General features: G+C 44.8%; 12 protein-coding genes. 4 read left to right on the top strand and 8 right to left on the bottom strand.

Features of this window, described 5'->3' with window-relative positions; all coding sequences use genetic code 11:
• Window positions 1-36 precede the first annotated feature (36 nt).
• The gene (rsgA, locus tag N5J47_RS10145) at window positions 37-1,095 is read right to left on the bottom strand and encodes a ribosome small subunit-dependent GTPase A (protein WP_279961023.1); all 1,059 of its coding nucleotides are present in this window, start codon (window positions 1,093-1,095) and stop codon (window positions 37-39) included.
• Window positions 1,096-1,219: 124 nt separating this feature from the next.
• On the opposite strand from rsgA, the gene orn reads away from it, so the two are divergent.
• From orn to N5J47_RS10130, 3 genes are all read left to right on the top strand, one after another.
• The gene (orn, locus tag N5J47_RS10140) at window positions 1,220-1,774 is read left to right on the top strand and encodes an oligoribonuclease (RefSeq protein WP_267981657.1); all 555 of its coding nucleotides are present in this window, start codon (window positions 1,220-1,222) and stop codon (window positions 1,772-1,774) included.
• A gap of 106 nt (window positions 1,775-1,880) precedes the next feature.
• Window positions 1,881-2,615 (top strand): Bax inhibitor-1/YccA family protein, encoded by a 735-nt coding sequence (locus N5J47_RS10135; RefSeq protein ID WP_279961022.1) that lies wholly within the window; start codon window positions 1,881-1,883, stop codon window positions 2,613-2,615.
• A gap of 142 nt (window positions 2,616-2,757) precedes the next feature.
• Entirely contained in the window at window positions 2,758-3,561 is an 804-nt protein-coding gene (locus tag N5J47_RS10130) for an enoyl-ACP reductase (RefSeq protein ID WP_279961021.1), read from the top strand.
• Window positions 3,562-3,657: 96 nt separating this feature from the next.
• Here N5J47_RS10130 and N5J47_RS10125 read toward each other — a convergent pair whose 3' ends face one another.
• The 5 genes from N5J47_RS10125 to N5J47_RS10105 all read right to left on the bottom strand — a co-directional run bounded on the left by N5J47_RS10125 (window position 3,658) and on the right by N5J47_RS10105 (window position 10,166).
• Window positions 3,658-4,146: a hypothetical protein gene (locus tag N5J47_RS10125; protein ID WP_279961020.1), complete on the bottom strand. Its 489-nt coding sequence runs from the start codon at window positions 4,144-4,146 to the stop codon at window positions 3,658-3,660.
• Window positions 4,147-4,490: 344 nt separating this feature from the next.
• Entirely contained in the window at window positions 4,491-5,891 is a 1,401-nt protein-coding gene (locus tag N5J47_RS10120; protein ID WP_279961019.1) for an efflux transporter outer membrane subunit, read from the bottom strand.
• A gap of 11 nt (window positions 5,892-5,902) precedes the next feature.
• A complete protein-coding gene (locus N5J47_RS10115; protein ID WP_279961018.1) occupies window positions 5,903-7,894 on the bottom strand; it encodes a MacB family efflux pump subunit in 1,992 nt (663 codons plus the stop codon).
• 1 nt (window position 7,895) lies between these two features.
• Window positions 7,896-9,230, bottom strand: coding sequence for a MacA family efflux pump subunit (locus N5J47_RS10110; RefSeq protein WP_279961017.1), 1,335 nt, complete (start codon window positions 9,228-9,230; stop codon window positions 7,896-7,898).
• Window positions 9,231-9,338: 108 nt separating this feature from the next.
• Window positions 9,339-10,166, bottom strand: a complete 828-nt coding sequence (locus N5J47_RS10105) for a Sir2 family NAD-dependent protein deacetylase (RefSeq protein ID WP_279961016.1) — start codon at window positions 10,164-10,166, stop codon at window positions 9,339-9,341.
• Window positions 10,167-10,537: 371 nt separating this feature from the next.
• Here N5J47_RS10105 and N5J47_RS10100 point away from each other — a divergent pair, with 371 nt between their 5' ends.
• A complete protein-coding gene (locus N5J47_RS10100; RefSeq protein ID WP_267981665.1) occupies window positions 10,538-10,987 on the top strand; it encodes a bacteriohemerythrin in 450 nt (149 codons plus the stop codon).
• Between the two features lie 8 nt (window positions 10,988-10,995).
• Here the strand turns inward: N5J47_RS10100 and holA are convergent, their stop codons facing one another.
• Entirely contained in the window at window positions 10,996-11,982 is a 987-nt protein-coding gene (holA, locus tag N5J47_RS10095) for a DNA polymerase III subunit delta (RefSeq protein WP_279961015.1), read from the bottom strand.
• Between the two features lie 9 nt (window positions 11,983-11,991).
• Window positions 11,992-12,501, bottom strand: coding sequence for an LPS assembly lipoprotein LptE (gene lptE, locus N5J47_RS10090; protein ID WP_279961014.1), 510 nt, complete (start codon window positions 12,499-12,501; stop codon window positions 11,992-11,994).
• Window positions 12,502-12,520 lie beyond the last annotated feature (19 nt).

Genomic DNA, 12,520 nt, shown 5'->3' with positions numbered 1-12,520 from the left:
CAAAAATGTTAGTTCAAGGGCAAAAACCCAAGAAAACTAACTTTTTTGCTGGGCTTCCTGAATTTCATCCATTAGGCGTAGATAGCTGTCCAAACGTCTTGGTAAAATCTCACCCGCATCAACTGCCTGTTTTAAGGCACAATTTTTCTCATGGCTATGGGTGCAGTTACGGAACTGGCAATGGCCCAGATGGGTTTCAATCTCAGGAAAACCTGTTCGTACTTTTTCCAGGCTCAAATGCCACAGTCCAAATTCACGGATCCCTGGGGAGTCAATCAGTGCACCGTTTGTTCCAAATTTAATCAAACGGGTTGAGGTGGTGGTGTGTTGCCCCAGTGCCGAGTTTTCGGAAATGACATTGGTCTTCTGTGCCGCATCTGGAACAATGGTATTAATCAGTGAGCTTTTACCCACCCCAGACTGCCCAACGAACGCAACGGTTTCATTGTCGATTCGTGCGGAAAGTGCGGATAAATCACCTTTTGCATGACAGATCAGGGTTTCATAGCCTAGGGCTTCATATTCACTGAGCATGGTCAGGATTGGGTCATTTTCAGTGAGCAGGTCTGATTTGTTCAGTACCAGCAATGCAGGAATGTTGGCATCGGCACAGGCGACCAGATAACGGTCAATCAGTGTGGGTGCGGGTTCAGGCAGTGGCGCGAACACAATCACAATCAGGCTGATATTGGCGGCAACGGGTTTTACCTTGTGGTAGCGGTCTGGACGGGTCAATAATGATTGTCTTGGATAAATCGCGGTTATAATCCCCAAACCTGTATTGGGGTCGGCCTGCCATTTGACTCGATCACCTGTCACCAGCAACTCTAGGTTGGTACGGGTATGACAACGCCAAACACTATCCAGTTCAATCGGTTTCCAGAATGGTTCAGGCTCACCCTCAGCCACCTGTGGTTTTTCAGGATGCTGTTCAGGTACGGACAGGGCTTGTACTTCGAGTTGACGGCCATAATGCTGAACAACCAGCCCATCTAAATCCTGCGACGTGTCAATATCATCCTGACGCGATTTATGCTGTTTTTCAATACGGCGCTGCTGTTGCTCGGTTAAACGACGCTTACGAATTAAAGCCATTCATATCCCAGAAAATCCACATGTTGAAGACCGCAAAAATAGCATGAAGCCGCTATGGAATTACAGCCAAGATGTAATTAATTTGCTACTATTGATGTTTTTAAGCACTTTAGAATCAGCATCCATGAGCAGTACCCCTGATACACGATTAATCTGGATTGACCTGGAAATGACAGGCCTTGATACCGATAACGACAAGATCATTGAAATCGCAACAATTATTACCGATGACTATTTAAACATTTTAGCTGAGGGACCTGTTTTAGCGGTACATCAATCTGACCTGATCCTGAACGCAATGGATGAGTGGAATACCAAGCAGCATGGACAGTCGGGACTGATTGAACGGGTGCGCCGCAGTAAACTCACCGCTCAGGATGTAGAACAGCAAACACTTGAATTCCTGAAAAAATGGGTCAATCCAAAATCGTCGCCAATGTGTGGTAACTCGATTTGTCAGGATCGCCGTTTCCTGCATCGTTTAATGCCTGAACTGGAACAATTTTTTCATTACCGCAATCTGGACGTATCTTCAGTCAAGGAACTGGCGAAGCGCTGGAGACCTGAAATCATGAGCGGTCTCAAGAAAAATGCCTCGCACTTGGCAATGGATGACATTCGTGATTCGATTGCTGAGCTGAAATATTACCGTGAATACTTTTTTATTATGAATAAATAAATTAAGGGGCATAAGCTCCTTTTTTTATGTGAATAAAATATTTGGGCCTGATCAAAAAATCGCTTAAACTCGGTTTTTTATTGCCAACTATAAAAAGAGAGTGTACATGCAAAGTAATAATCCTATTTTAACTCGGGTGGAAACCTACAGCGATTTGGCTGAGCCAATGACCATTCAGGGGGCAATTCAGAAGTCAATTCTTTTAACCGTGATTGCCGCCGTTTTAGGTATCGCATTGTTTTTCTATTGTGCTATCACTGCAAACCTGTCCATTGCCTATGCGGCTGCGATTGTCGGGGCTGTGGGCAGTTTTATCCTGGCCCTGATCACTACATTTAAATCCAATACCGCACCTGCCTTGGCGATTCCCTATGCCTTGTTTGAGGGAGCTTTCTTAGGTGGCATCTCCTTTATTTTCCAGTTGAAATTCCCAGGTGTGCCTTTACAGGCATTGCTGGCTACTTTTGTGACTACACTGGTATTATTTGGGCTGTATAAATTCCAGATCATCCGTGCCACCGAAAAATTCAAGGCGATTGTGATTTCAGCGACCATTGCGATTGCGCTGGTTTTTGTGGTGCAGATCATTCTACGCTTGGCATTTGGTTCAAGTATTCCTTATATTTTTGAAAGCAACTGGTTGGGCATTGGTTTTGCTGCCTTTGTTGCGGTGATTGCCTCGCTCAACCTGATTCTTGATTTTGACCTAATCGAGAGTGCTGCGGCACAGCGTGCGCCTAAAGCGTTTGAATGGGTGTGTGCCATCGCTTTACTGGCGACGCTTGTGTGGATGTACTATTCATTTATGCGCTTGTTAAGCCTGATTCAGGGTGATGATTAGGCTCAAACATGGTTAAACCTAAAAATCGCTGTCAGTTGACGGCGATTTTTTTATGCAACAATGTAAAAAAGGTGGATTATGCAATTCCGAAATCGCTGGAATATTGGCATCATGTGGTGAAAATTTTTCGAGTGAGAATAAGATGTCACAAGGACTTTTAGTTGGTAAACGTTTTTTAATTGCAGGGATTGCAAGCAAACTCTCCATTGCTTATGGCATCGCGGCTGCCTTGCACCGTGAGGGAGCTGAACTGGCGTTTACCTATCCAAATGAAAAACTGAAAAAACGTGTTGATGAGTTTGCGGCACAGTTTGGTTCAAATCTGGTTTTTCCCTGTGATGTTGCGGTTGATGTCGAAATTGACAATGCCTTTGTTGAGCTGGCAAAACACTGGGATGGTCTTGATGGTGTGGTTCACTCCATTGGTTTTGCACCTGCCGAAACGCTGGATGGTGACTTTACCGATGTGACCAGCCGTGACGGTTTTAAAATTGCCCATGACATCAGCGCCTACAGTTTCGTAGCCATGGCACGTGCTGCCAAGCCGTTGTTAATTGCCCGTCAAGGCTGTTTATTGACCCTAACTTATCAGGGTTCAGAGCGTGTTTTACCAAATTATAATGTGATGGGTATGGCGAAAGCCTCACTGGAAGCGGGTGTGCGCTATCTGGCTTCGAGTTTGGGTGCCGAGGGGATTCGTGTCAATGCAATTTCTGCGGGTCCAATCCGTACTTTGGCGGCATCAGGCATCAAGTCTTTCCGTAAGATGTTAAATGCTAATGAAAAAATTGCTCCACTAAAACGCAATGTAACGATTGAAGAAGTGGGCAATGCTGCATTGTTCCTATGCTCGCCGTGGGCTTCAGGTATTACTGGTGAAATCTTATATGTCGATGGTGGTTTCAATACGGTTGGTATGAGCCAGTCAATGATGGATGATGAATAATTAGATTAATCTAATTTATATTACAAAGCCGCTTTTATAGCGGCTTTTTTTTAACACTATGATGAAATTCTAAAAAATATAACCCATCTTTTGAACTCACTTATTATGTTTTTCTATACTGTTAAACCATTGTTCAGGATCTTTAGCGAATAAATACGCATTTGATTTCTTTAGATGACTGATCACTTCGAATACATTTGGCTCAACTATGTACTTTTGTTCAGGTATAAAAAACACACAAGAAAGCTTTTGTGCAATAGCAATGATCTGTTCAATATCTAAAATAAAATTACCACGGATATCTATTCGGAACTGAATATCTTCTAACTTTCCTTTCTCATACCATACTTGAACATCAGTTCCTTTTTCACAACCAAAACTTAATAAGTCTTCATGCCATGATTCAGATAATGGGTAATATTTTATAATTTCTTCTTTTACACCATTTTTTGTTGAATTTTTCCAAGTAAAAGAGACATCATAATGACCTTCTGAATTATAAAAGCTCGATACTTCTTTCCCAGTGCCATTGGTATCGAACCAGCTTTTGGGTATTAAGCAGACTTTAAATTGCCATGCTGCCATAGGATTTTCTCTTATCTCATTTTTGAGCAAATGCTACGCGTGTCAAATTTTATTTAAATATTTTATCTTGGTATGTATTTATAACGAAAGTACTTCTCTTGCCTTTTTAGAGCCAATTTCTTTCCTGCGAGATACGGGCTTATGGCTAGAGGTAGTCTCAACAAGTAATGCAATTCTGTAATCTGAATTATATTTTCATTTTTTAAATAGCTCATCTAGATAGGCGGTAAAATCTTCGGCTAGTTGTAATGAATCAAGGGAAACACTTTATCAAACTTATTCACCAGATCAAGAATAATCCAGATATGGTGAAAGAATAACAGAGCAAAACAATAGCGCTAGGGCTATTGTTCAGGCAGTTCTTTCACAGGACTGCCACCCAATGCTTGCATCAGGGTCACATAAGCATTGTATTGACTCTGCTTGGTTTCAACCAGATTGAGTCGCGCATTGCGTGTGGTTTCCTGCGCATCTAGCAGATTTTTTAAGGCAATCGCACCATTGCGGTAACGCACTTCTGTGAGACGTTCGGTCTTATCAGCTAGTTCAACATTGCGCTGTTGCAACTGTACTTGCTGGTCTAACTGAGTCCGATTCGATAAGGCATTTTCAACATCGGCAAAGGCCTGATACAGGGTTTGGCGATATTGGGTAATGGCTTTTTCATACTCAAGCTCGCTGATCGCAATATCCTTTTTCATATCGTTATATTGTAGGAAAGGCAGGCTTAGGCTTGCTCCCAAGGTCAAGGCAGGGTTCTTTAGTAGTTGAGTCAAAGAAGTACTTGAAGTGCCGAGATTACCCGTTAAATTGATGGATGGATAATAGCTGGCCTGAGTTGCATCCTTATTGGCAAGGGTTTTACGTAAACGTAATTCTGAGGCCTGTAAGTCTGGACGACGGGACAAGATTTCCGCAGGCAAACCTACAGCCACATTTGGCAATGCATTGCGTGGTAATTGTGAGGGTTCCTGAATATTCAACTGTTGCACTGGCTCATGCAGTAAAACGGCAAGGGCAGTCCGTGTTTCAACGCGTTGCTGCTCGATTTGGCTGAGGCTGGCTTTCTGGCTTTGTACCGATTGCTCTGCCTGAGTCAAGTCCAGACCTGAAACGGCACCTGCCTTGTATTGTGACTGTACCAGTGCATAGACTTTCTGTGTTGCAGCCAGATTTTGTTGAACAGCTTGATAGCGTTCATTCACATAGCCCAGTTGCCAATACAGTTTTGCAGTTGTACCGACCAGACTTTGTGCCGTGGCCTGTAAATCCTGTTCACTGGCTAAGGCTTCCCAGCGACTGGCTTCGGTCTGGTTGGCGAGTTTGCCGAATAAGTCCAGTTCATAACTGACACCGACACTTGCTGATAAACCACGGTCACTTCCATCTCCAGAGCGCAAGTCATAGTTATGACCTGTTGACACACTGGAACTGGTACGAATGCCTTGTCTGTTTTCAGCCAGACCTGCCTGTAAACGGGCCTGTTTCAGGGTCATTCCTGCCACAATCAGATCACTATTTTTTGCCAGTACCTGATCAACCAGTTGATTAAGCTGGGCATCATTAAATAATGTCCACCATTGATCAGTCAGGTTCACATTCTTATTTTTTTGCGTATCGTACTGGAACTGTTGTGGGACTTGGGCTGTAGGGGCGTTATATGGTGTTTTTACCACAGCAGAACAGCCAGCTAGGGAACCTGTGAGTAGCAGCGCAAGTCCTAATTTTGTAAATTGAAAAGACATACCTGAATTCCTTATTCTCTTGCTAAAGCAGCAACTGGGTCGAGTTGTGCCGCATTTCGTGCTGGCAAGAAGCCAAATACAATACCGATCAAGCTTGAGCAGACAAACGCCGCCACAATCGAGGTGGTTGAATAACTCATTTCAATAATGCCCTTGGCGAAGTGCCCAATAATTTGTCCAATGCCAAGAGAAAGCAGTACGCCCAGCACACCACCAAGCAAACACACCAGAATCGCTTCAATCAGGAATTGTTGCAGAATATCGCTTTGCCGTGCGCCTACCGCCATACGTACCCCGATTTCCTGAGTACGTTCAGTGACAGACACCAGCATAATGTTCATCACGCCAATACCACCGACCACCAGGGAAATCACCGCAATCGCTGAAATCAGCAGGGTCATGGTGGCTGTGGTTTGCTGAATGGTTTCGCGGATACTGTCTGAATTCTGGGTAAACACGTCCTGCGCGCCGTGACGTTGTTCCAGCAAGGTCAGAATGGCGTTTTCAGCGGCGCTGCTTGGATATTCATCCTTAATCCGCACGATGATGCTACGCACATTGGACTGACCCAGCATACGGCTCATCACGGTGGAGTAGGGCAGATAGACATTCAGGCTGTCAGAATTGCCCATAAAACCCTGCTGTGCATCAATTACCCCAATGATTCGGCTTGGAACGCTGCCCAACAGTAGCACTTGACCGACGGGATTGGTGCCATCGGCAAAGAAGGTTTTTTCAGTATTGGTATCAATCACCACATCCTGCGCACGTTGGGTCACGCTGTCCTTGTCAAAAGGCTGGCCCGATTTAAAGGTCATGCCACGCACATAGAAGAAGTCGGCACTGACACCATTTACTGTTGCTGAAGCTTCGGTATCTTTATAACGCAAGGTGACACTGGTATTGGCAGAGGGGCTGACTCCATCCACATAGGGCTGTTCCGCCAGTGCATCGGCATCGGCAGGCACGAGGGTTTTCACCTGTGAGGCCCTTGAATTGTCACCAAAACCACGTCCCTGATATACGGTAATGGTGTTGGTACCAAGACTACTGATATTTTCCAGAATCTGCTTTTGCGAACCATTACCCAGTGCAACCACTGAAACTACCGAGGCAATCCCGATAATAATCCCGAGCATGGTTAAAAAGGTACGCATGCGGTGAGCATTCATGGCGAGTAGCGCCATGCGGAACGCTTCACCTAAACGGTCAAAGAAAGAACGCCAGGCTGAGGTTTTCTTTTGTGGCGTACGTTGCAGGGTTTGGTGTTGCAGGTCAGGATCGTTATGTTCAGGTGTATTGGCACGGTCTGAAATGATATTACCGTCACTGATCTCAATAATACGGGTCGCATTCTTGGCGACATTCAGATCGTGGGTTACCAGAATAATGGTGTGACCCTTGGCATTCAGTTCACGCAAAATGCGCATGACCTCAATACCACTATTCTTATCCAGTGCACCTGTGGGTTCATCGGCAAGAATGACATCACCGCCATTCATCAAGGCACGGGCAATCGAGACACGTTGTTGCTGACCACCTGAAAGCTGGCTAGGGCGGTGGTGCAGTCGTTCTTCCAGCCCCAGTTCAGACAGCAATTCAGCAGAACGCTCTTGGCGGAGATGGCTGTCTACACCCGCATAAATCGCGGGGACTTCAACATTGCCTGCGGCACTTAAATCACCCAGCAGATGATAACGCTGGAAAATAAAGCCAAAATATTCACGGCGTAGTTGTGCCAGTTCATCAGGCTCCAGCTGGCGGGTTTCCCGACCATTGACCTGATAGCTGCCTGCTGTTGGTTTATCCAGACAGCCCAGAATATTCATTAGGGTGGATTTACCAGAACCTGATTGACCGACGATGGCAACCAGCTCACCTGCATAAATCTTTAGATTGATGCCCTTGAGAATCTGGACCGTACCCTCACCTGCGGGAAACTCACGGGTGAGGTTGCTGACTTCAAGTAATGGCTGTGATGAATGTGTTTGATCTTGAGTCATATTACATTCTCATTGCACGTTGGTTGCTACGTTTTGCCGCCTCATTTGAGCTATCAGTTGCATCGGCAATCACCACCTGATCACCCTGTTTTAAGCCTTTCAACACTTGTGCGGTGACACGGTTGTTTAGGCCAATCAGCACAGGTTGCGGCTGGGCTGTACCATCAGCCTGTAGTACCCGAACCATTGCCATTGAAGCCTTGCCTTGCGCAATCAGTGCCTTGTCATCCTCAGTTAAATCCAGACGTTTCGGACGCTGGGCTGTTTCAGCACCTGATTTTTTTGCCTGATCAGTGGACTTATTTCCATTGGCTGAGCGGTCCTTACGGTTTGGACGCTGACTTTGGATTGCTGCCGCTGGAATGGTCAGTGCATTTTTTGCTTCAGCCAAGACAATGTAGACCTGTGCTGTCATATCAATACGTAGTTTGCCATCTTCATTGGGTACATCGAATAAAGCGTTGTAATACACTGCGGAAGTAGAGGTAGATGAACTGGTATTGCTGTTTTCAGTGTTAATGGAGTTTGGTGCTGGTTCAACCTGACGCAGTTTTGCATAATGCTTTTTATCGCTGTTGCCTAGGGTGGTGAAATAAACGGTTTGGCCCTGTTCAACTTTCATCACGTCCGCTTCTGAAATCTGTGCCTTGATGGTCATGGTATCCAGTTTTGCCAGTTTCACGATGGTCGGTGCCGTCTGGTTGGCATTTACCGTTTGGCCCTCTTCGGTGACAATCGCCACAATGGTTCCATCCATTGGTGCAACAATACTGGTATAACCCAGGTTTTCCTTTGTGGTTGCAAGGCTCAAACGCGATTGTTCAATCTGTGCATTAATCGAGGCAATCTGGGCCTGTGCCGTTTTGTAGTTTGCCAATGCCGCCTCAAGTTCGGCGCGTGAGGTTGCATCCTGACTAAACATGGCCTGTTGACGTTTATATTCAGCTTCAACCTTGGCTAGGTTGGCCTGCTGCACCGCCAGTTGTGCCTGCTGGTTTTTAATGTTGGCCTCGGCGGTTTTAAGCTCATTCTCCTGACGAATGGAGTCAATTTGGGCAATCAACTGACCCTGTTTAACCTGGTCGCCCAACTGCACATACATCTTTTTCACCTGACCTGAAACCTGCGCACCGACACTCACCATTTTGGTGGCCTCAAGCACACCTGTTGCCAGCACTGAATCTTCAATATCGCCCTTGCTGACTTCGGCACTAATATACTGAGGCGTTTGGGCCTTGGGTTTAAAGAACATCCATCCGAGTGCCGCAATGATGAGCACCCCGATCACGATGATGATTTTACGAGGCTGAAATTTTTTAGAACTTGTTTTTTGCATGGCCGCAGGTCAAAAATGAAAAACTGAAGCTAGTATAAAAGTGAAATGAGAAGAAAGCGTGGATATTTTTAATCTAGAATGAGAATTATTTGCTATTTTGTGGAGGATTTATTCCATAAAAATCTGATAAATACTTTGTACCCCCATTTCAGCATTTGTTGCCAGAGCGATACCTCCCTTTAAGGGAAGTGCATGTTCACGTGGATTAATTCGAATAAGATTCGGCGCAAAACGTTCACTAAAATAACGTACGGTGGGAATGGCTGTGCCAGCGCCCATTTCAATGACCACAGGTCGATGATGCCTTTTTATAAAAGCATCCAGGCCTTGACCTTGTTGATAATGTCGATGGCTAATCCAGCCATAATCATCGAACATCAGGATATTGGGGCGTGCCAGATTTCCACAGGCGGCACATCGGGGCAGTTCAGCCAGCCATTGGCAATCTTGATGGTCAATCTGCGGTGCCAGCGCATTGGCTGGCCAGATCTCCTGATCACAGGGTTCAAGACACTGTAGATGGTGAATAGAGCCGTGACATTCATAAATTCGCTCTGGATCAAAACCTGCTTTCTGGAATTGCCCATCCACATTTGAGGTAAAAACAAAGTAGGGCAGCCGCAATTTTTCAGCCAACTGCTTTAATAGGCTAAAACCTTGATGGGGCGTGGTCTGTCTATAAAGTGCCAGGCGATGTCCATAAAATCCCCAAGCCAAACGTGGTTGCCGTCTAAACGCTGCTGGATTGGCAATTTCCGTAAAGTCAATACGTTGCCTACCCAGTTCAGGATAAGCCTGCCACATTCCATGATTGCCGCGAAAGTCAGGTAGGCCTGAATCAACACCCATCCCAGCACCTGCGGAAATGATCAGGCTGTCCGCTTTGGAAAATAACGTTTGAATGTGTTTAATCTCTATTGGACTTAGCTGGTGCATGACAATCATCTTTCACCTGTTGAATAAGCTGTATTGATTGTAGCCATGTACTGAATGGAGATAAAGAAACAGGAGGCTTGGGAAGATATTTTTAATTGTTTGGTCATAGCAGTTTGCTGAAAACAGATTTTATCCATACCTATTTGAATAGTATGGAAATAATAATCTATAAAAAATTCAATATTTTACTGTTATTTTTTATATTTAAATACTGTTTTTAATAAAACCATAATTTTTTTATGGATTTAAATTTTGAAAAATTGTAGAATTTAAATCCATATTTTTTATATGGATTTAATCCCAGAACAACCATATAAAAATATGTCAATAAATACAAGTGATTCACAGGAAATTTCACAGGGGAAATGAAAATGGAATGGAAAGAAAGTTTTAACATTGGAATTGATGTGATTGATCATCAGCATCGCCAGATTTTGCAGTATATCAACACGCTAGAGGAAATCAGGGTAAGTGGTCAGCGTGACAAGATTCAGGAAGTGCTGGAAGACTTGATTGATTACACCCAGTCCCATTTTAGTTTTGAGGAAAACCTGCTGGCACAGGTCAACTATCAGTATTTACCCTCGCATAAGGGCATACATGACCTGTTTGTAAAAAGGCTCAACGAATACCGTCAGCGCTTTGAAAAGGGGGAGGCGGTGGAGAATGATTTATATCGGCTGCTTTCCAAATGGTTGATCAACCATATCCAGCATGATGATCAGGATTATGTCGATGCTGTGCGTGACAATATGATCAGGTACTTGCGTTCTCAGGAGCAGAAAAAAGAGAAAAGCTGGTTTGCACGTTTATTTGACTAAAATTTAAATCATACAAACAGGCGGTTGCCACACAACTCCCCAACTGCCTGTAACATCAGGTGTTCTGGATTCTCTTTGGACATGCCTTTAATGGCGGCATCAATACGCAACAGTAAATCAGACCAGGTCAGAAACTGGCGTGGATTCAAGCGCCGTAACGCCTGTTGATATTGTGAAACCTTGGTGTTCCAGATACCAAGCTGTAGGGCATTGTGTGGTTGCTCAAACAACTGCATCAATAGGCGCATTTCCTTGCTGAGTGTCCATAAAATCAGGCTGTCAGGCTCGCCAGCCGCAATCAGGTACTGATAAATCTTGACCGACTGCGCCAGGTTGCCAGCCAACAAGGCATCACTCAGGTCATAGGTGGTATAACGGGATTGATCCTGTAAACAGGCATACAGCTGTTCAGTCTGAATTTGCTTAAGATCTGGAAAGGTGTCTGCAACACGCATCAGGCTGTTTTTTGCAGCCAGTAAATTATGTTCATGGTGCTGCATCAGCCATTGCCATGCATCATTGTTGAGTTGAATACCGAGTTTTTCTGCCTCAATACCTAGGATACGTTGCCGATCCTGTGGGTAGGTGGCGGTCAGAGCAACCACCACGCCATTGGCTTCCACGGTCTGAAAAAAGGCTGTCTTTAAACTGCTGCTGTCCTGTTTAGGTAAAACAATCAGGAGTAAGTTATGTTCATTATGCTGAATATAATTTTTAAGCTGTTTTAGACCGTTGGCATCAGGCTTGATATTGCCATGCACTTCAATCGCAAGCTGTTGTGAAAATAATGACAGGCTATTCAGCGCATTAAAGACATTTTTCCAGTCATTCACGTTGCCAATATCATAGCGTTGCCGCTCAACTTCCTGCTGTTGCCAGCTTTTGCGAAAGGCATCCAGCAGGTTTTGTTCAAGCAGGGGTTCCTGACCGTGCATAATCCATGCGCCACGGGCTTCATGGACACGCTTTAGGGCTTGAACATAATCCAGCTTCATAATGACAGCTTAGGGTTGAGCTTTAGGCAAGCGGTTTGCAGCAATTTGACGTGTCAATTGTTGGGCCAGGTCATCAATCACAATACGGTTCAGATAAGCTTCCTGCTGGTTATCAGTGTTGACGGTTGCCACATCATATTGATAGCTACGGGAAGCTGTTAAGGTACGTGGTTCAGTCATCTTGCGACCCTGACGGTCCTCAATCTGAAAGGTAACCGTTAAACGTAGTAGCACCTCTGTCAATTTACCATTCAACAACTGGCGGCGGGGTGCGTAATCCAGAATACGCAATACATAGGCATCATTGGCATTACTGAGCTGTACACCTGTTGCACTGAGGTAGATACTTAAACGATTTTCGAGTTCATCGGTATTGTCAGGTAGAACCAGGGTGAGTTTATTGTAGACCAATGGTGTTGCGGCTGGGTTGCTTCCCTTAAGATGAAAACCACAACCGACTAAGCCAGCACTTAGACCCAAAGTTAAAACAATAGCAGCGAGACGTTGCGCTAAGTGCATAAATATCCCTCATAGACAA

It is taken from the genome of Acinetobacter sp. GD03645, assembly GCF_029845285.1.
GTDB lineage: Bacteria > Pseudomonadota > Gammaproteobacteria > Pseudomonadales > Moraxellaceae > Acinetobacter > Acinetobacter corruptisaponis.
The sequence above is the reverse complement of the archived record's forward strand: the minus strand, read 5'-3'. Positions and strand labels throughout refer to the sequence as shown.

Bases quoted from the DNA above. Each gene is read 5' to 3' on its own strand.
- rsgA (WP_279961023.1), bottom strand. From the start codon at position 1,095: ATGGCTTTAATTCGTAAGCGTCGTTTAACCGAGCAACAGCAGCGCCGT.
- orn (WP_267981657.1), top strand. From the start codon at position 1,220: ATGAGCAGTACCCCTGATACACGATTAATCTGGATTGACCTGGAAATG.
- N5J47_RS10135 (WP_279961022.1), top strand. From the start codon at position 1,881: ATGCAAAGTAATAATCCTATTTTAACTCGGGTGGAAACCTACAGCGAT.
- N5J47_RS10130 (WP_279961021.1), top strand. From the start codon at position 2,758: ATGTCACAAGGACTTTTAGTTGGTAAACGTTTTTTAATTGCAGGGATT.
- N5J47_RS10125 (WP_279961020.1), bottom strand. From the start codon at position 4,146: ATGGCAGCATGGCAATTTAAAGTCTGCTTAATACCCAAAAGCTGGTTC.
- N5J47_RS10120 (WP_279961019.1), bottom strand. From the start codon at position 5,891: ATGTCTTTTCAATTTACAAAATTAGGACTTGCGCTGCTACTCACAGGT.
- N5J47_RS10115 (WP_279961018.1), bottom strand. From the start codon at position 7,894: ATGACTCAAGATCAAACACATTCATCACAGCCATTACTTGAAGTCAGC.
- N5J47_RS10110 (WP_279961017.1), bottom strand. From the start codon at position 9,230: ATGCAAAAAACAAGTTCTAAAAAATTTCAGCCTCGTAAAATCATCATC.
- N5J47_RS10105 (WP_279961016.1), bottom strand. From the start codon at position 10,166: ATGCACCAGCTAAGTCCAATAGAGATTAAACACATTCAAACGTTATTT.
- N5J47_RS10100 (WP_267981665.1), top strand. From the start codon at position 10,538: ATGGAATGGAAAGAAAGTTTTAACATTGGAATTGATGTGATTGATCAT.
- holA (WP_279961015.1), bottom strand. From the start codon at position 11,982: ATGAAGCTGGATTATGTTCAAGCCCTAAAGCGTGTCCATGAAGCCCGT.
- lptE (WP_279961014.1), bottom strand. From the start codon at position 12,501: ATGCACTTAGCGCAACGTCTCGCTGCTATTGTTTTAACTTTGGGTCTA.